We start from the raw sequence: 23,755 nt of genomic DNA, 5'->3' as shown, positions 1-23,755 counted from the left end.
ATAAAACAAGGTGACGATTATAGCTCAAAGTGCCACAACCATCACCGTGATCAGCTTATTTACACCTTTTACGGTGAAAAACCAGCCGTTAAATAGAAAGGGACTCTATTCCAAGCCGAGAATACGCTTCACTGGCTTAAAACTTTTGCGGTGTTGCTCAATAGCACCATGTTGATCCAAAGCTTCAAAGTGTGCTTTGGTTGGATAACCTTTATGCTTCGCAAAACCATATTGCGGGTATTCAGCATCAAGTTCTTCCATTTCACGATCACGAGTAACCTTCGCCAAAATAGAAGCAGCACTGATTTCAGCAACACGCAAGTCGCCTTTAACCACAGCCTGTGCTGCCATCGGTAACTCGGGGACTTTGTTACCATCAATCAATACATAATCAGGCGTAACCGGCAGATCAGCAACAGCACGCTGCATGGCAACCATCGTGGCTTGCAATATATTCAATTGATCGATTTCTTCTGGCTCACATCGCCCTAGTGACCACGCCAATGCTTTCTCTTTGATCTCATCAAACAGCACATTACGTTTTTTTTCGGTCAACTTCTTGGAGTCTGTCAGCCCTTCAATTGGATTATTCGGATCAAGAATGACCGCCGCAGTGACCACGGCACCCACTAATGGGCCGCGCCCTACTTCATCCACACCCGCAATACAATTTGCTTTAGGGTATTCAAACGGTTCTAGGATTATCGCCATATTCTTTATCTATCAACTTCAATACAGAGGCCGCAGCCTGTTTGTCTGCGTCACACTTAATAAGTTGGTGCAAACGGGAAAATTCTGCCATCAACTCGCGGTTATCTGCCACTAACAAACGATTGACTTCGGCTGCGAGTTTTTCAGGCTCACAATCCTCTTGTAGCAATTCGGGCACCAATTCACGATCAGCCAAAATATTTGCCAAGGAGACATATTTCGTTTTGAGCATCTTCTTGGCAAGCCATGCCGTTAATGGCTTCACTTTATACCCAACAACCATTGGGCGCTTAACGAGCATACATTCCAATGCCACCGTACCCGATGCGAGTAATACTGCATCGGCAGCAATCATGACGTTACGGGCGGTATCATCAACCAGTTCAAAATCAAGATCGGGGGCGGTTTCTTGCCAGGCTTGCTCAAATTGCTCACGACGTTTTTGGTTCACCAGTGCGACCACAAAGCCTAAATCAGGATGCTGTTGTTTCAATAGCTTGCACGTTTCAATGAAAGGGGCGGCAAGCATCTCCAGTTCGCTACCTCGGCTACCCGGTAGTACCGCGAGCCAACGCTTGCTACTGTCGAGATTTAGCAGCGCTTGTGCAGCATGCTGATCCGTTTCCATTGGTATAGCATCTGCCATGGTATGGCCGATAAACTCACAAGGCACATTAAACTTGTCATAAAACGCTTTTTCAAATGGTAAGAACGCCAAGACCAAATTGGTCGCCGCCTCAATTTTGAAAATACGTTTCTGCCGCCATGCCCATACCGATGGACTGACATAATGTACTGTCTTGATACCTTGTAGTTTTAAGTCGCGCTCTAAGCGTAAGTTAAAATCAGGGGCATCGATACCGACAAAGACATCAGGTGGGTTATCGCTAAAATAACGAACGAGCTCAGCTTTGACTTTGAATAAGCGCGGCAGGCGACCAAGGACTTCCACAATCCCCATCACTGCTAGCTCTTCCATATCAAACAACGTTTCGCAACCTTCGGCCTGCATGCGCGGACCTGCAATGCCGACAAACTCGGCATCGGGATACTGTTGTCTAACCGCCTTGATAAAGCCGGCACCTAAAATATCGCCGGAGATTTCCCCGGCGACAATTCCTATTCGAAGTGGCTTCGTCATATTAGCGAATAATACCGCGTTCTGTGTTATTCAATGCATCTAGCAACAAGCTAACAGATGGCCATTCTTCCGCCATTTCAGCCAACACCGGCTTAACTTCCGCCAGCGTTTTACCAGAGCGATAAATTTCTTTATATGCACGACGTAGGGCGTGAAGCTCAGGCTTTTCAAAGCCATTACGCTGCAAGCCAACAAGGTTCAAACCAAATGGTGTTGCATGGTTGCCTTGCGCCAGCACATAAGGAGGAACATCCTGAACCACAGCAGAACAGCCGCCAACGTAGCTATAAGCACCCACAGTACAAAACGGGTGAATCGCAGACAGTGCCATAACACCGGCATGATCACCAACCGTAACGTGCCCACCAAGGATAGAGTTGTTACCGATATGAGTATGATTGCCAATGACAACATCATGGGCTACGTGTGCGTTCACGCAAAGTAGGTTGTCATCACCAACAGTGGTTACGCCTTTATCTTGCACGGTACCACGGTGAAGCTGAACGCTTTCACGGATCACATTACGGTCACCAATAACTAAACGCGTTGGTTCGCCGTTGTATTTTTTATCTTGGCACTCTTCACCGACGACTGCATTAGGGAATATTCGGTTATCTTTACCAATAACCGTTGGCCCTTTAATGACAACATGCGACATGACCTCAGTACCGTCACCGATTTCTACATCGCTACCGATATAAGTAAAAGGTCCGACTGTGACGTTAGCACCAATCTTTACGCCGTCTTCAACAACCGCCGATGGATGAATTTTCGCAGTTTCGTGGATCATTAAAATTCTCGTCTTGCACATTTCAGCTCAGCTGAACAAACCACAGCACCGTCAACTTTTGCTACACCATTAAACATAGCAATACCACGACGCTCCTTCAGGAATTCCACTTCGATGATCATCTGATCACCCGGCCCTACTGGCTTACGGAATTTAGCATTATCAATGCTAGCAAAGTAATACAATTCATTTTCTGTTGGCGCACCAAACGTTTTAAATGCCAATAGACCCGTTGCCTGAGCCATTGCTTCTAAAATCATAACGCCTGGAAACACCGGCATTTTAGGGAAATGACCAGTGAACTGAGGTTCATTTACAGAAACGTTCTTAATCGCTGTTAGCGTTTTACCTTCATCATAATCCGTTACACGATCAATCATTAAGAATGGGTAACGGTGAGGAAGAAGTTCTTGTATTTCCGTGATATTCAGTGTTTTGTTTTCGCTAGTCAAAACTGAATTCCTGTCTAGTAAATTAGTAAAATGTACAGTTGAAATGAAAGGCGGCCCACATCATGCGGGCGCATCTTTTCTGTTTACTGGCGGGGCGCTATTCGCCGTTCTCTTCCAGCTTCTTTTCAACTGCTTTGAGACGTTTATTCATCTCATCAATCTTCATTGTGCGTGCCGCTGTCTTACGCCACTCGCGGTTTGGCTGAAGTGGGATACCTGATGAGTACATCCCTTTTTCTTCAATACTGCGCATAACCATGCCCATACCGGTAATAGTGACACCATCCGCTATATTGATATGGCCATTCAGTACCGATGCACCACCAATAATACAATATTTACCAATTGTGGTGCTGCCCGCAACAATTGTACCACCCGCCATCGCGGTACCATATCCGATTTGCACGTTATGGGCGATTTGCATTTGGTTATCAAGAATCACATTATCTTCAATAATGGTATCTTCAAGTGCACCACGGTCAATGGTAGTACATGCACCGATTTCAACACGGTTGCCAATGCGTACCGTGCCCAGCTGAGGAATTTTCACCCACTCGCCTTTATCATTCGCATAACCGAAACCATCGGCACCAATCACAGTACTTGACTGAACCAAGCATTGTTCGCCCAATACGACACGGTGGTAGATGGTTACATTCGCCCACAACTTAGTACCTGCACCAATTTGAGCGTTCTTACCAATAAAGCAGCCCGCACCAATTTGCGCATTGTCACCAATCTGAGCACCTGATTCGATAACAGCATTATGGCCAATCGCAACGCCTTCACCAATAATGGCATCACTTGCAATATACGCAGAAGGCGCAATATCAGAAGCTGCAACAGGCGTGGTATCCAGCAGTTGAGCCACCAATGCATACCCTAAATAAGGGTCTGCCATAATAAGGGCATTACCCGAAAAGTACTCAATATCACCCGCCTTCAGCATAACCGCAGATGCCTGACATTCTGCCAAGTGCTTGCGGTATTTACTGCTCGACAAGAAGGTAATTTGCCCCTCGTCAGCTTGATCCATCGCCGCAATAGATTCAATAACAACCGTGCCATCACCGCGAAGTTCTGCACCCAATCGTGCTGCTATATCAGCAAGAGTAATTCCAGCCATCTGTAACCTTTTCTTATCAATACTTCTGTTGGTGCTTTATACATCTTCCAACTGGTAATTTTATTCTGAACCAGCAGAATATCATTCCGCTTGGTAAGACCAGTTAATATAAGCCCCAAATAAAACAAGTCGAAAGTAAAAAGTGTACCAATGTACCCCTTATACTTTCGACTCATGATTAGGGTCTAACGCCCTTATTCTCATCCGTTATTTTGGCCACAGCCTTATCTAACGGCAGAAATCACTTTCGACGATAAATCATCTTTCGGATTTGCATGCAAGACTGCATTCGCATCAATCACGATGTCATAACCTTCACGTTTAGCAACATCTTGAATCGCTTTACGGATTTTCTGTACTAATTTCTGCTCTTCCTCAGCACCACGACGACGCTGATCTTCCTGAAGTGCTTTGGCTTTTAGTTTGTAATCAGACTCTAGTGATGCCATTTCACGCTGAAGTTTCGTACGCTCGCTTGAGCTCATTAGCTCACCATCGCGCTGCATTTTATCAACTTTCGTCTTCATGCGATTTTCAATGCCACGTAGTTCATCGATACGATCTTTGAACTCACCACGAAGCTTTTCAGCGACATTATAGCGTTGAGCAAGTTCCTGCATCGCTTGGCCTGTTGCCACATAACCCACTTTTTGTGCCGCTTCAGCTGCTTGGGCATACATAGATGAAGAAAGAATAACAAGGCTAAGACCAGCCGCTTTAATCCACTGTTTCACAGGGTATCTCCTTAAAAAATTAGAATGTTCGACCAATGGTGAAGGTAAAGAACTCTTCATCATCACCCTCGTATTTCTTGATTGGACGTGCAATCGAGAATACAAGAGGTCCCATTGGTGACATCCACTGTAATGCGGCACCATAAGACGCACGAATCAATGATGGGTCAGAATAGTCATGGATGTACTTACCATCCGTCTCTTTCAAATCATATTCTGTATCCCATACCGTACCAGCATCGACAAATACACTGGTACGAATTTGGTTACGAACCTCGTCGGACGCAAACGGCGTCGGAACAATCAGCTCCATACTCGCTAACGCAACGGCGTTACCACCAGCTGCAGAATCAGAGCCAACTAGCTCAGGATTATTACTGCCGCCAGGACCTGGTTCAAGATAAACTGCTTTCGGACCCACGGTATTTGAACGGAAACCACGTAGTGACGTAAAGCCACCCGCATAGTAGTTTTCGTAGAATGGTAACAGCTGATCACTGCCGTTATCGGTGGTGCCATAACCATTACCATAACCAACACGACCACGTAGCAATAAGCTATAGCCATGATCTTCCGTAATTGGGTAGTACTGGCGAACGTCATATTGAACCTTGAAGTACTGGGCATCAGAGCCCGGTACCGTCATTCGGAATGAGGCACGCTGATGGTTACCTGCCGTAGGGAAGTAACCTCGGTTCAAATTATTACGTGTCCAAGATACAGACCAGTCAAAATCATCCAACTCAATGACGTTATCACCACGGTCAAAGCCATGGATCTGCTTGAATTTTTCGATTTGGTAGTATTCTTGGGTATTCGAAATCTTGTTGTGGTCATAGCCCACACCAAACTCGAAGAAGTTCAATTCATCGAATGGGAAACCCCACGTCAAACTCGCACCATAGCTCTGGTTGGTATAGTCAGAGATATTTGCATCAGAAGCTTCAAACTCGTTGTAGTAAACCTTACCACCCAAGCTGATACCATCTAGTGTGAAATACGGGTCTCGGTATTCCAAGCTCACGTTTTTCTGATAATCGTTCATCATGGCATTAATACCAAAACGGTTACCAGTGCCTAAGAAGTTATCTTGTTGGATACCCGCCTGGAAACTGATCCCCGACTCTGTACCGTAGCCGATACCAAAGTTGACGTTACCCGCATTCGCTTCTTTCACGTCATACTTAATATCAACTTGATCGTCTGAGCCTGGCACTCGAACTGTTTGAACATCAACCGTTTCAAAGAAACCGGTTCGGTTCAAACGCTCTTTACCACGTTCAACAGAGCGAGAGTTTAACCAGCTCCCTTCCATCTGACGCATTTCACGACGTAATACTTCATCTTTCGTTGAGGTATTCCCCGTAAAGGCAATATTACGCACATAAATTCGTTTGCCCGGTTCGACATTGACGATCAACGATACTTGCTGATTATCATCATCAAAGTCAGGAATGGTATTAACCTGTGGATAGGCATAACCCAGCTCACCAAGCTTTCGCTTAAGCGATTCTTCCAACGCGGTTACTTCTGCGCCGTTATAAATATCACCGGAATCAATCGCGACTAAGCTTTCTAACTCACTGGTTTTGCCAACAAGATTGCCACGTAACTGAACACCCTCAACCGTATACTGAGCACCTTCATCAAGCTTTAAGGTAATGTATACGCCTTTTTTATCCGGTGAAATAGCAACCTGAGTCGCATCGAGCTTATATTTTAGGTAACCATTGTTGAGGTACAGCGAGCGTAGAGTTTCGAGATCCCCCGCCAATACCTGTTTCTGATACTTTTTATCAGCAAGGAAGTTCCACCAAGCGACTTCCGCTTGAAGGTTAAACTTGCTTTGTAGCTCTGCATTAGAAAAGACATCATTACCGATAAAGTTAATTTGCTGAATTTCAGCAGATACACCTTCCGTAAATACAAATTTCAAGTCAGAACGGTTTCGTGGTAGCGGAGTAACCACGGCCTGAACCGATGCATTATATTTACCAACACTGTAGTAAAAGTCTTCCAACCCCTTTTCGATTTTACTCAGGGTTGTTCTATCCAGCGATTCCCCAACACGGACACGAGAAGCATCGAGGTTTTCCTTCAGCTGCTCTTCCTTGATCGCCTTGTTACCTGAAAAGGTAATGCTCGCAATCGTTGGGCGCTCTAATACCTTAACCAGTAAGGTATTACCATCTCGATAGACTTTAATATCTTCAAAGTTGCCAGATGCAAACAGAGCTTGGATCATCTCTGAAACATCACGGTCATCTACATTATCGCCAACCCTTACCGGCATTTTAAGCAATGCGGCACCAAGGGTGACTCGTTGTAGACCTTCAAAACGGATATCTTCTACTACAAATTGTTCCGCACTATACGCAACACTGCTGCTAAACAAGAGTGATGCGATCAACAGTTTTTTCATCGCCATTACTGTTCTGATTATTCCTTGCTAAAAACGCTCTTATATTAAAGGCGGGTAAAATCATTGAATAGCGCTACGGCCATTAACGCAACCAAAATGGCTGATCCTACTCTATAACCTATATCCTGAACACGTTCAGAAACAGGACGACGTGTTACCGCTTCAATGGCAAAAAACATTAAATGTCCACCATCCAATACAGGAAGCGGTAACAGATTAACTATCCCCAAGTTGACACTGATTAACGCTAAGAAGCCAAGAAAATACACGATGCCATAGTCAGCAGTCATGCCCGCCCCTTTCGCAATCGATATCGGGCCACTTAGGTTTTTCATCGCAACATCACCCGTGACCAGTTTGGTCACCATATCAAAGGTTAATGTTACGAGTTGCCACGTTTTCTCCGTAGCTTTGCCTACTGCCTCAATCGGGCCGAATTGCAAATTAATACGATAAGATTCAGGCCATGCCTCGACTTTAGGAGCAAAACCAGCATAGCCTATCGCTTCACCGTCAGGGCCATCTTGAGCGCCTGGTGTAAGCGTTAATGATACTCGTTCGTTATCTCGCAATACCTCAAGCACTAAGGCTTGTTCTGGGTGCGAACGTACCGCATCAACAACCTCTTGCCACTGAGTTACAGCACGCCCATCGATTGCCACAATTTCATCATTTAAACTCAATCCTGCCGCAATTGCTGCCCCACCATCCACAAGTTGTGAGATTGTCAGGGTTATTTCAGGTGAGTATGGTGTAATACCCAGCGTTGTAAGCACACGCTCACGCTCTGGATCAAATGTCCAAGCCGTTAAATCTAACGTACGCTGGCTTTCAAAGCCACCCTGAACATCAGACACCGTTAAGACCATTTCTTTATCACCGATATGAGAAATCATCGCCAGATTAACGGATTCCCAATCAGCGGTTTTGATTCCGGAAATGGATTTTAGTTCCATCCCACTTTCAATTCCTGCTTGTGCCGCAATTGATTGTGGAGCAATTTCACCAATAACAGGGCGTACCGCGGGCATACCAATGAGGTAAACCATCCAGTAAGCAAAGACCGCAAAAATAAAATTCGCTAAAGGACCAGCAGCAACAATCGCACTGCGTTGCCACAATTTTTTATTATTGAACGCCATGTGGCTTTTTTCAGCAGGCACGTCATCAACTCGCCCATCGAGCATTTTGACATAACCACCCAACGGGATCATCGCAAGGGTGTACTCAGTGCCATCTTTGCCGACTTTACGCCAAAGCGATTTACCAAAACCGATAGAAAAGCGTTCTACGTACACCCCGCAGCGGCGGGCAACCCAAAAATGTCCAAACTCATGAACTGCAATCAGTATCCCAAGAGCAAGTAAAAATGCACCTAGGTTCCACAAAATCCCTAACATATCTGTACCTTACAAATGACATCTTCCGCTAATTGGCGAGCTATTCTATCCAGCTCAAGTACGCTTTCCAAGTCAGTTGGTTCACGCATTGGGGCTTTTTCAAGCACTTGTTGGTTTATACGAGCAATATCCGTAAAACCAATTTGATTATTCAGAAAAGCTGCAACTGCCACTTCATTGGCTGCATTTAACGCCGTAGTTGCCGCTTGTCCTGCATAGCAAGCATCCATTGCTAATTTTAAGCATGGATAACGAGAAAAATCAGGTTTAAGGAAAGTAAATTCACCCACTTGGCTGAAGTCAAGCGGTGCAACACCAGCTCCTACTCTTTCAGGATAGGACATTGCACAAGCAATCGGGGTTCTCATATCCGGCAGCCCCATTTGCGCCAGTACCGAACCATCTCTGTATTGCACCATGGAGTGGATCACAGATTGCGGGTGAATGATGACATCCATTTGCTCTCGAGAAGCATTAAATAGCCAGCGGGCTTCGATATACTCCAAGCCTTTATTCATCATTGTTGCCGAATCAACAGAAATTTTCGGCCCCATAGACCAATTAGGGTGGGCTATTGCCATAGCAGGGGTTACTGCGTCAAGTTCAGCGACATCCGTATAACGGAATGGGCCACCTGAGCCCGTCAGCAATATTTTACTGACACCAGCAGCATTAAGGTCGCAATACCCCATTGAACGCTGGATATCGGCTGGTAAGCTCTGGAAGATAGCATTGTGTTCACTATCAACAGGGAGCAGCTCTGCACCATGTTCGCGACATGCATCAATAAACATCTGGCCAGACATCACCAGGGCTTCTTTGTTAGCCAGCAAAATGCGCTTACCCGCTTTAACACCAGCCATGGTTGGTAATAAGCCAGCAGCCCCAACAATCGCAGCCATGACAGTATCAATGTCATCAAGTGCAGCAACTTGGCATAGCCCCTCATCTCCGGCCAGCACTTCCGTATCAATATTATGCTGCTTTAATTGTGTTGCAAGTTCACTTGCCGCTGACTCTGATGCCATTGCCGCAAACTTTGGCCGCCATTGAACACATAGCTCGAACATTTTTTGGCTATTGCTTCCAGCAGCCAAGGCAACAACATCAAATAAATCTGGGTTTTGAGCAGCAACAGCAAGCGTACTGCTACCAATAGAACCCGTCGCACCAAGGATCGTTAACTTACGCATATTCTCACTTAACAACACAAAAATTCGTTTGGCATATAAAGCATGGCACCCCCAATGAACACCAACAAGTAATATCTATGTCAGTGAATTCATTGGGAGCACAATAGTGTAGTTTACACTAACCAAAGATAAAGTAAGGCAAAAACAGGAAGGGCAGCGGTTAGGCTATCAATACGATCTAATATTCCACCATGGCCTGGTAAGATATTACCGCTATCTTTAATGCCAGAGACACGCTTAAACATACTTTCGACGAGGTCGCCGAGTACCGAAGCAATAACAGTAATGATGGCAATGAATAGTAAGCTGCCTAAGTTCACAAATGGAATATCCATCAGTGCAGCGCCACTCCATGTAACAAGAACAGCAAGTAGTGCACCGCCCGCTAAACCTTCAATGGTTTTGTTTGGGCTGACAGCTGGTGCCATTTTATGTTTACCAAAGCGTTTACCTGAAAAGTATGCACCAGTATCTGCAGCCCATACCAAGAAGCATACTAGCATCACAAGCTTTGCACCGTGATAAGGCGATTCAAGGTAATCGACAGCGCGTAGCATCAACACGCTCCAAAAGAATGGCAGTAGGGTCAACAAACCAAAAAGGTATTTCAAAGGGATAGATTTTGACCAGAGCGTGGCACTTCGTGGGTAAGTGATTGCTAACGCAGAAGCGATAGCCCACCAAATGCCTCCCACCAGTAGCATTGATTGATGCGATGTGGCTAAGGTTGACAAAGCCTCAGCCTCGGTTGGCATAAAGACAATTGACACGGCAAGTGCCACAGTCGGTAGCACCATTGCGATAACACGCGATTTTGCTTCTACAAATTGTGTCCACTCCCAAAAGCCAATCAGGGTAATTCCTGCAAGTGCGGCTACAAAAGCAGGAAATGGCAAAAGAAAAATTCCTGCGATAACTAGGGGAGCGAGGATGACTGCGGTAATAATACGTTGCTTAAGCAAACTGCGTCCTCTCAATATTATTTTTAGGGTTAGCTAGAAGGTTTATTCCAGCCTAGTGTTGCCATACTGGCAACCAGTAAAAAAGGCATCAAAACCAAATGTCAGATGCCCTAAAGATAAACCACAATTAGACACTCGGTGCCAACTGCCGATTACTGCTCAATGAAAGCTTGTAGCTGTTCACCAGTACAACCAAAGCGGCGTTCTCGGTTCACAAACCATGCTACGGCATTCGCAAAACTGGCTTCATCAAAATCAGGCCAGTGCTGCTCTGTAAAGTACAATTCAGCGTAAGCTGCTTGCCACAGCATAAAATTACTGATCCGGCATTCGCCACTCGTACGAATAAGCAAATCAACATCAGGCAGACCTGCCGTTGATAAACCATCGGCTAACATGTCTTCGGTAATATCTTCAGCGGTTAAACCGCTGTCAGCAACCTGGTGAGCTAAACGCTTCGCCGCCTGTAGAATATCCCATTGACCACCATAGTTAGCAGCAACATTAAGCACCATACCAGTGTTGTGCTCTGTTAGGGCTTCGGCTTCTACAATTTTCCGTTGTAAACGCTCGCTAAATCGAGTGGTGTCACCAATAATTCGAAGTCGAATATTGTTCTTATGAAGACGTTTTACTTCACGACCTAACACGACCATGAATAGCTCCATCAACACAGAAACCTCTTCCTCTGGACGGCGCCAATTTTCACTACTAAAAGCGAATAAAGTGACGACCTTGATCCCAAAGCGATTTGCTGTCGAGACAGTTTTGCGTACAGCTTCTACGCCAGCCTTATGGCCAAACACTCGAGCCTTGCCCTTTGCTTTCGCCCAGCGCCCATTCCCGTCCATAATGACGGCAATATGCTTGGGTAAACTCTCAGCAAAAAGTGCAGTATCGATTGCATGCTCTGCCATACATCTCCCTCAAAAAAAAACGCTGTGCTGCACGCACAGCGCCCTAAAACCTGATCAAGTTGAGCTAGAAAGTCGATTAAACTTCCATCAACTCTTTTTCTTTGACTTCTAAAACAGAATCAATATTTTTTACAGCAAGATCTGTCAATTTCTGGATTTCGTCTTGTGCGCGACGATCATCGTCTTCAGAAATATCTTTGTCTTTCAGAAGGCTTTTAACATCAGCGTTCGCATCACGGCGAATGTTACGAATGGCAACACGGCCCTGCTCTGCTTCAGCACGTACAATCTTAACAAGATCGCGGCGACGCTCTTCCGTTAGTGGAGGAAGTGGAACACGGATCACAGTACCCGCTGACATTGGATTAAGACCCAGATCAGACATCATGATCGCTTTTTCGATTTTTGGCGTTAGCTCTTTATCGAAAACAGTAATTGCTAGCGTACGTGAATCTTCAGCAACAACGTTTGCAAGTTGCTTCAGTGGTGTGTTTGCACCGTAGTATTCAACGTAAATAGTATCTAACAAGCTTGGGTGCGCACGACCAGTACGAATCTTAGCTAGTTGATTTTTTAGCGCTTCAACGCTTTTACCCATGCGCTCTTGCGCATCTTGTTTAATTGCATCAATCACGATTAATATCCTTGATTATTCGGTCACTATAGCGGGCACTTAAGCCCCCTATGAAAATTAGTCGTTAGTGATCAGAGTGCCTTCTTGCTCACCCATTACCACACGGCGAAGAGCGCCTGGCTTATTCATGTTGAAAACACGGATAGGCATACTGTGGTCACGAGCAAGGGTAAATGCAGCTAAGTCCATCACTTTCAGTTCTTTTTCAAGAACATCATTGTAGCCCAGCTTATCACAAAGAACAGCATCAGGGTTTTTAACTGGATCATCTGTGAACACACCGTCAACTTTCGTTGCTTTTAGTACCACATCTGCTTCAATTTCAATACCACGTAGACATGCCGCTGAATCTGTTGTGAAGAATGGGTTACCAGTACCGGCAGAGAAAATTACAACACGGCCTTGACGCAACTGGCTAATAGCGTCAGCCCAGTTGTAGTTATCACACACGCCGTTTAGAGGGATTGCAGACATCACTCGAGCGTTCACATAGGCACGGTGTAGTGCATCACGCATTGCCAAACCGTTCATCACGGTCGCTAGCATACCCATGTGGTCGCCCACAACTCGGTTCATACCTGCTTCTGCAAGGCCTGCACCACGGAACAAGTTACCACCACCGATAACAAGGCCAACTTGAACGCCTAGTTCAATAAGTTCTTTGATTTCCTGAGCCATACGGTCAAGAACTTGCGCGTCAATACCAAAACCTTCATCGCCCTGTAGCGCTTCTCCGCTAAGTTTAAGCAGAATTCGTTGATAACTCGGTTTAGGATTCGTGGTCATTAGTTTACCTTCCAGGCTTACAAATAGAGATATGGAGTTGTAAAAAGACCGCAGCCTTGGCTACGGTCTTTGGAGTTCTTAGCAAGAAGGATTAACCCTTCTGTACTGCTGCTACTTCTTCAGCAAAGCTCATTTCTTGAGCTTTCTCGATACCTTCGCCAACTTCTAAACGAACGAAGTTAGTTACTGCAGCACCTTTAGCTTTCAGCATTTGACCAACAGTTTGAGATGGGTCCATGATGAATGCTTGACCAGTTAGAGAAACTTCGCCGGTGAATTTCTTCATGCGGCCAACAACCATTTTCTCTGCGATCTCTTGTGGCTTGCCAGATTCAACAGCGATAGCTACTTGGATTGCTTTTTCTTTCTCTACAACTTCAGCCGGTACGTCTTCAGGCGTAACGAACTCAGGCTTAGAAGCAGCAACGTGCATAGCAACGTGCTTCATTACTTCTGCATCGCCGTTACCAGCAACAACAACACCGATACGGTCGCCGTGACGGTAAGAAGCAACGTTCTCGCCTTCGATGAACTGAATGCGACGGATAGAGATGTTCTCACCGATTTTAGCTACTAGAGCGATACGCGCGTCTTCAAACTTAGCTTGAAGTGCTGCGATGTCTTCTAGACGCTCAGCTAGAGCTACGTCAAGAACTTCGTTAGCGAATGCTAGGAAGTTTACATCTTTAGCAACGAAGTCAGTTTGGCAGTTAACTTCTAGAAGAGCAGCAACGCCGTTAGCGTCTTTGATTAGGATTGTACCTTCAGCAGCAACGTTACCTGCTTTTTTAGCAGCCTTAGCAGCACCGCTCTTACGCATGTTTTCGATCGCTAGTTCAATATCAGCGTTCGCTTCAACAAGCGCTTTTTTACATTCCATCATGCCTGCGCCAGTACGTTCGCGCAGTTCTTTAACTAGGGCAGCTGTAACTGTTGCCATCGTTATATCCTCAGTTTAAATACGAATATAAAAATCAGGGGCCGAAATAGGCCCCTGGTAACCATACTTAGTTTACACAAGGTAACTTAAGAAGCTCAATGAGCCGGTTATTATTCAGCTTCTACGAAACCGTCTTGTTCAGCTTGAACAACGATATCTTGGTTGCGAGCTTCAGTAACAGTTTGAGCAACAGCACCAGTGTATAGCTGGATAGAACGGATTGCATCATCGTTACCAGGAACAACGAAATCAACACCGTCTGGGTTAGAGTTAGTATCTACAACAGCAAATACTGGGATACCCAGGTTGTTAGCTTCTTTAATTGCAATGTGTTCGTGATCAGCATCGATTACGAACATAGCGTCTGGTAGACCAGCCATGTTCTTGATACCGCCAAGAGATTTTTCAAGCTTTTCCATTTCACGAGTACGCATTAGCGCTTCTTTCTTGGTTAGCTTGTCGAAAGTTCCGTCTGTAGACTGAACTTCAAGATCTTTTAGACGCTTGATTGACTGACGAACAGTTTTCCAGTTAGTCAGCATACCACCCAACCAACGGTTGTTTACGTAGTACTGGTCACAGTTAACTGCAGCTTCTTTGATAGATTCGCTGGCTGCACGCTTAGTACCAACAAAAAGAACTTTACCCTTACGAGCAGCAATCTTGTTGATTTCTGCTAGAGCGTCGTTAAACATTGGTACAGTTTTCTCAAGGTTGATGATATGTACCTTGTTACGAGCACCAAAGATGAATGGCTTCATTTTTGGGTTCCAGTAACGAGTTTGGTGACCGAAGTGAACACCAGCCTTAAGCATGTCGCGCATTGATACAGTTGCCATTGAATAATCCTCTATGGGGTTAGGCGTCCACATATCCCATCTTGACCGACCCAATAAAACGCCCATTGACGTTACAATCTCGCGAAAGATTGTTTGAGCACCCCGGAAGATGTGCCGATATGTGTGAGTGATTAATAATAAAGTTTAAGTGTAATCTGAATAACCAAATCGAGATCGAATTACCCAATTACGGCGCGCTTTATACCATATTTTAGCAAACGAAATCCAGTTTAAATGTTACTAACCAGCCTAAACTTGGTTTCCATCAAGCTCCCTCACTGTTAACATGTAAAGAATAGAAAACAGTCAATGCAGAGAAGATTGAATGAGCATCAAGATCAAAACGGCTGATGAAATTGAAAAAATGCGCGTTGCAGGTCGTTTAGCTGCCAACGTACTTGAGATGATCGAGCCGCACGTAAAAGCGGGCGTAACGACTGAAGAACTCGACCGTATCTGTCACGAATACATTACTACTGAGCAAGGTGCGATTCCTGCACCGCTTAATTATCATGGTTTCCCGAAATCAATCTGTACGTCGATTAACCATGTGATCTGCCACGGTATCCCTGCTGAGCAAGATGTAGCCGTTAACGGTAAATACAATAAGCCCGCGGTTTTGAAAGACGGCGACATCGTTAACATCGATATCACAGTGATCAAAGATGGTTACCATGGTGATACTTCGAAGATGTTTGAAGTTGGCGAAGTGTCACTCGAAGACAAACGCTTATGTCGAATTGCCCAAGAAAGCTTGTACCTAGCGATGAAAAAAGTGAAACCAGGTACAAAACTTGGTGAAATTGGTACAGCGATCCAAAAATTCATCAAAAATGGCAACAGCCGTTTCTCGATTGTAAAAGATTTCTGCGGTCACGGCATCGGTAACGAATTCCATGAAGAACCGCAAGTCGTTCACTATAAGAACAACGATCGTACCGTACTCAAAGCCGGTATGTGTTTCACCATCGAGCCGATGATCAATGCTGGCAAGTTTGGCTGTGATGTCGATGATAGCGATGGTTGGACGGTGTACACCGTTGATGGCAAAAAATCAGCACAGTGGGAACACACCCTGCTTGTGACTGAAACCGGTTGTGAAGTGCTAACATTGCGCGAAGACGAAACTATCCCGCGCGTCATGCATAACTAAAGCACCCTTTAATAATAAAAAAACCGACCTTAGGTCGGTTTTTTTGTATCCAAGATTTATCATAATATCCGTGATAATGTTAATACAAGACTCCACAACATGCATGGACGGCAATGACAGACTCTTCCTTCATTCCAGCATCCGATACGGCCGATGCCTTTTCACCGGAATATTTGCGTCAAGAACTTGAGCACTTTACAGCGCAACAAAAACAGCAATTTCTTGAGCACGCTCCAATAACCACCTTGGTTGAGGCGCGCTCACATTACATTGATAATTTGCTCAAACGTTTATGGGAGCACTTTGGTTTATTTAACAAACCAGAGCTGGCCTTAATTGCCGTTGGTGGATACGGCCGTGGTGAATTACACCCATTGTCTGATGTCGACATCTTAATATTAAGTGAAGGACAACTCGACGACGCGACCGGAGCAACAGTCAGTGCCTTTATCACCCTCTTGTGGGATCTCAAATTAGATATTGGCCACAGCGTCCGAACCATAGCCGACTGCATTCAAATCGGCATGGAAGATCTCACCGTCGCGACCAATCTACAAGAATCACGCTGGTTATGTGGAAACAGTGATCTCTTCCAACAGTTGGAAGAACAAATTAATGCCGGTCATTTTTGGCCAAGTGAGCAGTTTTATCAAGCAAAGCTCAATGAACAAAAAACACGCCATGCCCGCTATCACGATACCACCTACAATCTTGAGCCTGACATAAAATCGAGCCCTGGCGGTCTACGTGATATTCACACCCTTAGTTGGGTAGCCCGCCGCCATTTTGGTGCCACCAGCCTGCTCGAAATGAGTCGATTTGGCTTCCTAACCGATGCCGAATACCGTGAGCTCGTGGAATGCCAAGATTCATTATGGCGGATCCGCTTTGCCTTGCATTGTGAATTACGCCGCTACGACAACCGCCTTACCTTTGGCCATCAAGCTTCTGTCGCAGAGCTGCTCGGTTATACCGGTGAAGGAAATCGAGCGGTAGAAATGATGATGAAAGATTTCTACCGCACTTTGCGCCGGGTCGCCGAATTGAACAAAATGCTACTGCAGCTTTTCGACCAAGCAATATTACCCCAAGATACAGTGCTAGCCCCGACCCTGCTTGATGAGGATTTTCAGCTTAGGGGCCATTTAATTGAAGCCACCAAGCCTGCTCTTTTTCAAGCACGCCCTGAAACAATTTTGGACATGTTCCTGCACATCGCCCGCAACTCAGATATCGAAGGCATTGCCGCACCAACATTACGCCAACTGCGTACTGCTCGCCGACGGCTTAACCGGTTTCTTATCGATATTCCAGAAGCGCGAGATAAGTTCATGGAGCTGGTTCGCCAGACGAACTGCTTGCAGAAAGCCTTTCGCCTAATGCATCGCCACGGGGTGCTTTCCGCCTACCTGCCCCAGTGGAGCCAGATAGTCGGGCAAATGCAATTCGACCTTTTCCATGTATACACCGTTGATGAACATTCCGTCAGGGTCTTAAAGAACCTCAATAAATTTAACGATCCAGAAAATCGCGAGCGGCACCCTATTTGTTGCGAGGCCTACCCGCGAATAGCCAAAAAAGAAATTTTGATCCTTGCCGCGATGTTCCATGATATCGCTAAGGGCCGTGGTGGCGATCACTCCGAATTAGGCGGTGTCGATGCCTACGATTTCTGTATCCAGCATGGGCTATCAAAACCAGAAGCCAATTTAGTGAAATGGTTAGTGAACCAGCATTTGTTGATGTCGGTAACCGCTCAGCGTCGTGATATATATGACCCTGAAGTCGTCACGGAATTTGCCAAAACCGTTCGTGATGAAGAGCGCCTTGACCACCTTATCTGCCTTACCGTAGCCGATATTTGTGCCACGAACCAAGAGTTATGGAACAGTTGGAAACGCACTCTACTGGCCGAACTCTATTACTCCACCCAAAAAGCGTTACGACGAGGGCTGGAAAATCCACCAGATGTACGTGAGCGAATCCGCCATAATCAACAAATGGCTTCAGCCCTATTACGCAGTCAAAATTTTGCCCCGCGTGACATTGAAGTACTGTGGCAACGCTTCAAAGCAGATTACTTCTTACGCCATACCCACAAGCAAATTGCTTGGCATGCAGAGGCTATCCTTAATCATGACGATCATGAAAAGCCGCTGATCTTGCTCAGCAAGAAACCAACACGCGGCGGTACTGAAGTATTTGTGTATTGTAAGGATAAAACCAAGCTGTTCGCACTTGTGGTTTCAGAGCTCGATAAGAAGAACTTAAGCGTACATGATGCCCAGGTTATGACAAGCAAAGACGGTTACGCTCTTGATACCTTCATGGTGCTTGATCCTAGCGGTAAAGCACTCAATGAGAATCGGCATAATACCGTACGCCGCGCATTAGTCAGCGCCCTGACCCACCTGAAGTCAGACCGCAAGAAAAAAAGATCACCACACAAACTACAGCATTTTAATGTAAAAACTCAGGTGCACTTTTTGCCAACCAAGTCTGGTAAGAAAACCATGATTGAACTTGTTGCACTGGATATGCCAGGCCTATTGGCTCGGATTAGCGCTGTCTTTGCACGGCAAAATATCAGCCTACAGGCTGCTAAAATTACCACTATTGGTGAACGCGCAGAAGATTTCTTCATTGTCACCAACCAAGAAGGCGCACAACTTACCGAAGAGCAGCAAGCACAGTTAAAAGAGGCTTTGTTTACTCAGCTAGAGAAAAAATAATAAAACGTTAAGCAGAGGCTAAACACCTCTGCTTCTCCAATATAGTGAAACCAATAACCTTATGAGGCCTGTATGTACCCAAACCTCACCAGTATCGGCATTGAAAAGCCAGAAAGTATTGAACGTTACAGCCTTCGCCAAGAAGCGACAAACGACATTCTAAAGATCTATTTTACTAAGCAAAAAGGGGAGCTATTCGCCAAAAGCGTGAAGTTTAAATTTCCCCGCCAACGAAAGACTGTCGTGGTAAACAGCGGCAGCCGTGAATACAAGGAAGTAACTGAAATCAACCGTAGCTTAACGTTTATCATTGATGAGCTCGACCAAATTACTAATCGTAAACACAGTGATGTTGATATTAAGAAAAAAATATTGGGTGATTTACGTCATTTAGAACAAGTCGTAACCCATAAGATCGCCGAGATCGAAGCTGATCTGGATAAATTAAAGTGATCGAAACCTAATTAGAGAAGAGCCCTGCACTGGGCTCCTCTGTCACTGTTAAGCCGCATCCGCCAACTTCGTCCAACCGACTACCCAAGGCATTGCGACTTCCAGCGCATCAAAATGAACACAGGCATCCACATCTAAGCGCTCTGCTAATGGCTTAGCCTGTAATTGTTGCAATAATTCATCAAATTGCCGCCCGCCACCACAAAACCGATCTTCGCCATAACTGGAGTCACCCAAGGCAATGATCCCGTAGCGTAATTGTGGCATTAGCGGAAAAGTATCATTGAGTGCCTGATAAAGCGGAAGCAGAGTATCGGGGATTTCCCCCTGTCCTGTGGTCGAGGTGATCACTAAAATGAGATCGCGTTGATAAGCCAGAAATTCTTCTAACGTTGGCTCAATAAATAGCTGCGTTTGATGCCCAACCTCAGTTAAATACCGCGTAACGTCCTCGGCAACTTCTTCAGCACCACCAAATACCGAACCAACAAACACACCTATTTTAGCCATAATGCAACACCATCCTTTGTGCGATTAAGCAATTTAGTTAACCAACTAATAATAACTGTGGCCGTTGATACGGTTTGATGCAAATTTATTGTTTTTTATCAGGACTCATCAATACATTATCCCACTCAAAAGCATCCATCACCCGTAGCCAAGGCTCATCCACCGTTGCTCGAATATCTAAAGCTTCCCCAGTAACTGGGTGCTCAAACTGCAAACGCGATGCATGTAGCATCAAACGGTGGCAATCATAATTTTCACGGAACATACGATTATGGCGACCGTCACCATGGTTAACATCACCAATAATATGATGGCTTAAATGGTGCATATGACGACGTAACTGGTGCTTGCGGCCTGTTTCTGGCTTCATTTCTACCAAGCAGTAACGACTGGTATTATAGCGCCCAACCGGAATATTGGTTTCCACCGTCGCCAACGGCTGATAAGCAGTAACCGCCTCTTGCGCTTCTTGCTCTTCACTCGCATTTTTATCGGCGATTTTATCTAACTCTTTCTTCAACGGATAATCCAATACCGCCGCTTCTTTAATCCAACCACGCACGACGGCATGGTAAGTTTTATGAATATCACGACCAGCAAACAGTGGCATCATCTGTGCCGCAATTTCGCTGGATAAACCAAAAATCAGCACACCAGAAGTAGGACGGTCAAGGCGGTGCAAAGGGAAAACATGCTGACCAATCTGATCACGCAGGGTTTGCATCACAAATTGTGTTTCATGGCTATCAAGCCAAGAACGGTGCACTAACATACCCGCGGGCTTATTCACCGCCACTAAATATTCATCTTGGAATAAAATTTCGAGTTCCATTGCACTCACTTCGCTTTCATTAAATTATCGAATTCATGACACACCGTTATAACGGCATCGCCCCCTACAATTTCTTTCATCGCTTCTTCCACGTATGGAGCGATCTCAAATTGAGTTGGCAACGGCAACCCCAGCTGAACAAGTTGATTCATTTTAGGAATAAAAATCCACTGTAACCACTGGGCACACGATAAGGTATCAATCGCAAATGGTTCAACACTGGCTAACGCCTGCGCACTTGGTTCCGTTGTTTCCCATAGCTGCTGTTGTTGCATAGTCTGTTGCAGTTTCACCAACAATTGTTGGCAATAAAGGTACTTATTCACCTTTTTACTCCCAGCTCGATGAATTCAGGCGCGCAAGGATACCATCTCGCACCCAGAGTCCATATAATCAAAAAACCATTTAGGAGTAATCAAAGATGTCCATGGATAATTTTCATACCCTCACCCAACTATTAGACAATGCTGGCTGTCATTATAAAATTTTTGACCTTGGCCGCCGCGTAGCTGAGATCGACGTCGAACAATTCAAGGCCGTTGAAGACAACCGCCAGCCCTATCCATGGCCATTGCAGCAACATGCTAATCTCTCCATCTCGTTTTGGCAGGAAAATACCCCACCATGGATTTGGTTCTTGCGCTTACCACTCGACGAGCGTGGCCTTCTAAAGCAGGCTGCTGTTGGCGACTTCATCAAATATGTCATTGAAGCGATGGGCGCAACACTTAACACCACGCCAACCGAAGAAGAACAGGAAAAGCTCGCAGCAAACCCTTACACCTTTAAACCCAATGATGACAAAATGGCAATTTTCCACGCCCAGATCCGCCAAGAGTTATCACTATCTGCCAGCCATTACTATGAACATGCGCAGCACTTTTTAAGCGGAGAACTCGGCTGGGATAAATGGCAAGGTATTGGTCTTCAAGGATTGGCTGATGTTTGTGCACGAATGAAGCAAGCGAACAACACGACACTACTTCGCAAGTCACTCAACCACCTTCCGCTAACACCATTATATGCCCTGCTCGGTTGCCTAGAGCATTGCGAACTACCCGATAGTTTATCTTCTCGCATTGCCGAGCGTATTGAGACTGAAATAGCCGCAGAAGAAGTCGATCTCTTCCTCGTCAGCGCACTACTACGTTCGCTATCAGGTGCAAACAATGCATTGCTTGGCCAAACGCTAGAGCGCGTATTAGCTCGACCTGCGCTGTGCCATCCAGAAGTGATGGTGGCTATTGCAGGACGCTGTTGGAATGGCTTAGCAACTACCGAGACAGCAGGCCTGTTCCTGTTACGCTTAGCTGAAACAGGCGATCAAACCCTGTTTAACCAACTATTTTCTGATTTGGTGATGCTACCTATTCTAAGGGGGATCATGCTGCAAGTACTGCACAGCCAAGCAAACCCTGCGCTTGTTGAAGCCATTGCCAAGTTACAACAGCAAACTCGAAGCCAGCAACCATAAAGGATTACGGTATATATTATGGATAATTTACTGGGGATTTTAGGGCTAACACTGCTCGGTTATTTATTTTGGCAGCAACGCCGACAAACCGAGCTGGCACAGCAGTTTATAAACTTGCGGTGTGAGCGGCTTGGTTTACAGCTTTTGAATACAGCCCGAGGCTCGCACAAACTGCGTGATAAGGATGGAAACTGGTGCTGGCACACGTTGTATTGGTTCGAGTTTTCAGCGGATGGGCAAGATGCTTATCAAGGGCATGTCGTTATGAAAGGGTTTAGACCCGTCGCATTTAATGTACCACCTCATCGGATGCCTGATTAACGGCTAAGCCCAAGTTGCTCTTATAACAAATTGCGCCCATAAAAGAACGGGCGCAACTTGCGTTGCGCCCTTAGGTCTTACTTGCAGCAATCCCGCTACTACGGTGCTCCCTGCATCAATCCATTGAACTGCTGTAATCCGTCAGCAAATTCCTTTAATTCTTCGTCCAGAAGTTGTCCTTCGGCCTTCCTGACCCATCAGCACATCCTGTCCTGATTCTCATCATCCAATCCTGGAGGTGTCCCTAACTTCGTCCTGAAGTGATCCTTTTGTCATCCTGACCAGTAAACATCCTGCTTACTGTTTTGCCTATCCGAGGCTATCCCTTCACAGTCCATGTTCGATATACCATCCTAGTACACCGGTCTCATCCTAAGACTACCACTCCGTGGCTTTTTCCTGTTCCGTTCCGTCAGTTCCTTCCGACACCAATAAGATTACGCTTTTGACTAAAAGAATGAACCCACTCAAAACAACTTTATCCGCTGTAATAAAATAGTTATTCAACCACAACCATGCCAATAGTTATAAAATCAACAAGTTACACTTAATCGAATGATTATATCTGATTGTAGAACCGGATTTATCCCACGCTGTTGTAAGAGATCTCTCACAAGCTAGTGCGATTAAAGCTGAAAACCATGCGGTAAGCTAACAGCCAGATAGGCGTATGGTAGAGGTAGAGGTAGAAATAAAAATTCAAATACAACGAGGTATGGCTGGTGTGTAAGTTTGAGTGGTTCTGGAATAACGCGTTGGAGATAAAGGGGGCGAACTGGGTAGTTGAAGCAGAAACAAGCGAGGCCGAAAAAAGAGCGGGCGCAACTTGCGTTGCGCCCTTAGGTCTTACGTGCAGCAATCCCGCTACTATGGTGCTCCCTGCATCATTCCGTTGACTGCTGTAATCCGTCAGCATTGTCCTTTTGACTTCATCCTGAAGTTGTCCTTCGGCCTTCCTGACCCATCAGCACATCCTGTCCTGATTCTCATCATCCGTCCTGGAGGTGTCCCTAACTTCGTCCTGAAGTGATCCTTTTGTCATCCTGACCAGTAAACATCCTGCTTACTGTTTTGCCTATCCTAGGCTATCCCTTCACAGTCCATGTTCGATATACCATCCTAGTACACCGGTCTCATCCTAAGACTACCACTCCGTGGCTTTTTCCTGTTCCGTTCCGTCAGTTCCTTCCGACACCAATAAGATTACGCAGATTACGCTTTTTTCTTACGATA

Annotated in this window: 23 protein-coding genes; 5 read left to right on the top strand and 18 right to left on the bottom strand. The window is 45.5% G+C overall.

Features of this window, described 5'->3' with window-relative positions; genetic code table 11:
* Positions 1–105: 105 nt before the first annotated feature.
* The 15 genes from rnhB to rpsB all read right to left on the bottom strand — a co-directional run bounded on the left by rnhB (position 106) and on the right by rpsB (position 15,047).
* Positions 106–711 carry a ribonuclease HII gene (gene rnhB / locus L4D78_RS24110; RefSeq protein WP_428469287.1) on the bottom strand — a complete coding sequence of 202 codons (606 nt, stop codon included), beginning with the start codon at positions 709–711 and terminating at the stop codon, positions 106–108.
* Complete coding sequence (gene lpxB / locus L4D78_RS24105) at positions 686–1,852, bottom strand: lipid-A-disaccharide synthase (protein WP_428469286.1); 1,167 nt, start codon at positions 1,850–1,852, stop codon at positions 686–688. The genes rnhB and lpxB overlap by 26 nt, the downstream gene beginning before the upstream one ends.
* A gap of 1 nt (position 1,853) precedes the next feature.
* Positions 1,854–2,642, bottom strand: a complete 789-nt coding sequence (gene lpxA / locus L4D78_RS24100; protein WP_428469285.1) for an acyl-ACP--UDP-N-acetylglucosamine O-acyltransferase — start codon at positions 2,640–2,642, stop codon at positions 1,854–1,856.
* Complete coding sequence (gene fabZ / locus L4D78_RS24095) at positions 2,642–3,094, bottom strand: 3-hydroxyacyl-ACP dehydratase FabZ (RefSeq protein ID WP_428469284.1); 453 nt, start codon at positions 3,092–3,094, stop codon at positions 2,642–2,644. The genes lpxA and fabZ overlap by 1 nt, the downstream gene beginning before the upstream one ends.
* Positions 3,095–3,191: 97 nt before the next feature.
* Positions 3,192–4,220, bottom strand: coding sequence for a UDP-3-O-(3-hydroxymyristoyl)glucosamine N-acyltransferase (gene lpxD, locus L4D78_RS24090; protein ID WP_428459157.1), 1,029 nt, complete (start codon positions 4,218–4,220; stop codon positions 3,192–3,194).
* 224 nt (positions 4,221–4,444) lie between these two features.
* Positions 4,445–4,954 carry an OmpH family outer membrane protein gene (locus L4D78_RS24085; RefSeq protein ID WP_428469283.1) on the bottom strand — a complete coding sequence of 170 codons (510 nt, stop codon included), beginning with the start codon at positions 4,952–4,954 and terminating at the stop codon, positions 4,445–4,447.
* A 19-nt stretch (positions 4,955–4,973) separates the two neighbouring features.
* Complete coding sequence (bamA, locus tag L4D78_RS24080) at positions 4,974–7,382, bottom strand: outer membrane protein assembly factor BamA (protein ID WP_428469282.1); 2,409 nt, start codon at positions 7,380–7,382, stop codon at positions 4,974–4,976.
* Between the two features lie 38 nt (positions 7,383–7,420).
* A complete protein-coding gene (gene rseP, locus L4D78_RS24075; RefSeq protein WP_428469281.1) occupies positions 7,421–8,776 on the bottom strand; it encodes a sigma E protease regulator RseP in 1,356 nt (451 codons plus the stop codon).
* Positions 8,770–9,969 (bottom strand): 1-deoxy-D-xylulose-5-phosphate reductoisomerase, encoded by a 1,200-nt coding sequence (gene ispC / locus L4D78_RS24070; protein WP_428469280.1) that lies wholly within the window; start codon positions 9,967–9,969, stop codon positions 8,770–8,772. Before ispC ends, rseP begins: the two co-directional genes overlap by 7 nt.
* Before the next feature lie 113 nt (positions 9,970–10,082).
* The gene (locus L4D78_RS24065; RefSeq protein WP_428469279.1) at positions 10,083–10,931 is read right to left on the bottom strand and encodes a phosphatidate cytidylyltransferase; all 849 of its coding nucleotides are present in this window, start codon (positions 10,929–10,931) and stop codon (positions 10,083–10,085) included.
* 152 nt (positions 10,932–11,083) lie between these two features.
* On the bottom strand, positions 11,084–11,848 hold the full coding sequence (gene uppS / locus L4D78_RS24060; protein WP_428469278.1) for an undecaprenyl pyrophosphate synthase: 765 nt from the start codon (positions 11,846–11,848) through the stop codon (positions 11,084–11,086).
* 76 nt (positions 11,849–11,924) lie between these two features.
* Positions 11,925–12,482: a ribosome recycling factor gene (gene frr, locus L4D78_RS24055; RefSeq protein ID WP_428469277.1), complete on the bottom strand. Its 558-nt coding sequence runs from the start codon at positions 12,480–12,482 to the stop codon at positions 11,925–11,927.
* Positions 12,483–12,539: 57 nt separating this feature from the next.
* On the bottom strand, positions 12,540–13,268 hold the full coding sequence (gene pyrH / locus L4D78_RS24050; RefSeq protein WP_428459165.1) for a UMP kinase: 729 nt from the start codon (positions 13,266–13,268) through the stop codon (positions 12,540–12,542).
* A 91-nt stretch (positions 13,269–13,359) separates the two neighbouring features.
* Entirely contained in the window at positions 13,360–14,208 is an 849-nt protein-coding gene (gene tsf / locus L4D78_RS24045) for a translation elongation factor Ts (protein WP_428469276.1), read from the bottom strand.
* A gap of 110 nt (positions 14,209–14,318) precedes the next feature.
* Positions 14,319–15,047: a 30S ribosomal protein S2 gene (rpsB, locus tag L4D78_RS24040; RefSeq protein WP_428469275.1), complete on the bottom strand. Its 729-nt coding sequence runs from the start codon at positions 15,045–15,047 to the stop codon at positions 14,319–14,321.
* Positions 15,048–15,372: 325 nt separating this feature from the next.
* Between rpsB and map the strand changes: the two genes are divergently transcribed.
* The 3 genes from map (at position 15,373) to L4D78_RS24025 (ending at position 19,385) form a co-directional block, all read left to right on the top strand.
* Entirely contained in the window at positions 15,373–16,200 is an 828-nt protein-coding gene (gene map, locus L4D78_RS24035; protein WP_428469274.1) for a type I methionyl aminopeptidase, read from the top strand.
* 113 nt (positions 16,201–16,313) lie between these two features.
* Positions 16,314–18,932 (top strand): bifunctional uridylyltransferase/uridylyl-removing protein GlnD, encoded by a 2,619-nt coding sequence (glnD, locus tag L4D78_RS24030; RefSeq protein ID WP_428469273.1) that lies wholly within the window; start codon positions 16,314–16,316, stop codon positions 18,930–18,932.
* Between the two features lie 72 nt (positions 18,933–19,004).
* On the top strand, positions 19,005–19,385 hold the full coding sequence (locus L4D78_RS24025) for a DUF3461 family protein (RefSeq protein ID WP_428469272.1): 381 nt from the start codon (positions 19,005–19,007) through the stop codon (positions 19,383–19,385).
* Positions 19,386–19,433: 48 nt separating this feature from the next.
* Here the strand turns inward: L4D78_RS24025 and L4D78_RS24020 are convergent, their stop codons facing one another.
* The 3 genes from L4D78_RS24020 to L4D78_RS24010 all read right to left on the bottom strand — a co-directional run bounded on the left by L4D78_RS24020 (position 19,434) and on the right by L4D78_RS24010 (position 21,053).
* Positions 19,434–19,895 (bottom strand): flavodoxin, encoded by a 462-nt coding sequence (locus L4D78_RS24020; RefSeq protein WP_428469271.1) that lies wholly within the window; start codon positions 19,893–19,895, stop codon positions 19,434–19,436.
* Between the two features lie 85 nt (positions 19,896–19,980).
* On the bottom strand, positions 19,981–20,727 hold the full coding sequence (gene truC / locus L4D78_RS24015; protein ID WP_428469270.1) for a tRNA pseudouridine(65) synthase TruC: 747 nt from the start codon (positions 20,725–20,727) through the stop codon (positions 19,981–19,983).
* Between the two features lie 5 nt (positions 20,728–20,732).
* Positions 20,733–21,053, bottom strand: coding sequence for a YqcC family protein (locus tag L4D78_RS24010; RefSeq protein ID WP_428459173.1), 321 nt, complete (start codon positions 21,051–21,053; stop codon positions 20,733–20,735).
* Between the two features lie 95 nt (positions 21,054–21,148).
* Here L4D78_RS24010 and L4D78_RS24005 point away from each other — a divergent pair, with 95 nt between their 5' ends.
* The gene (locus L4D78_RS24005) at positions 21,149–22,201 is read left to right on the top strand and encodes a DUF3549 family protein (protein WP_428469269.1); all 1,053 of its coding nucleotides are present in this window, start codon (positions 21,149–21,151) and stop codon (positions 22,199–22,201) included.
* Positions 22,202–22,219: 18 nt separating this feature from the next.
* A complete protein-coding gene (locus L4D78_RS24000; RefSeq protein ID WP_428459175.1) occupies positions 22,220–22,522 on the top strand; it encodes a DUF3301 domain-containing protein in 303 nt (100 codons plus the stop codon).
* The last annotated feature ends 1,233 nt before the right edge of the window (positions 22,523–23,755 follow it).

Origin of the sequence: Photobacterium minamisatsumaniensis (assembly GCF_050336695.1) — a bacterium.
In the GTDB taxonomy this organism is placed as follows: domain Bacteria; phylum Pseudomonadota; class Gammaproteobacteria; order Enterobacterales; family Vibrionaceae; genus Photobacterium; species Photobacterium minamisatsumaniensis.
This window is presented reverse-complemented; position numbering and strand designations above follow the sequence as displayed.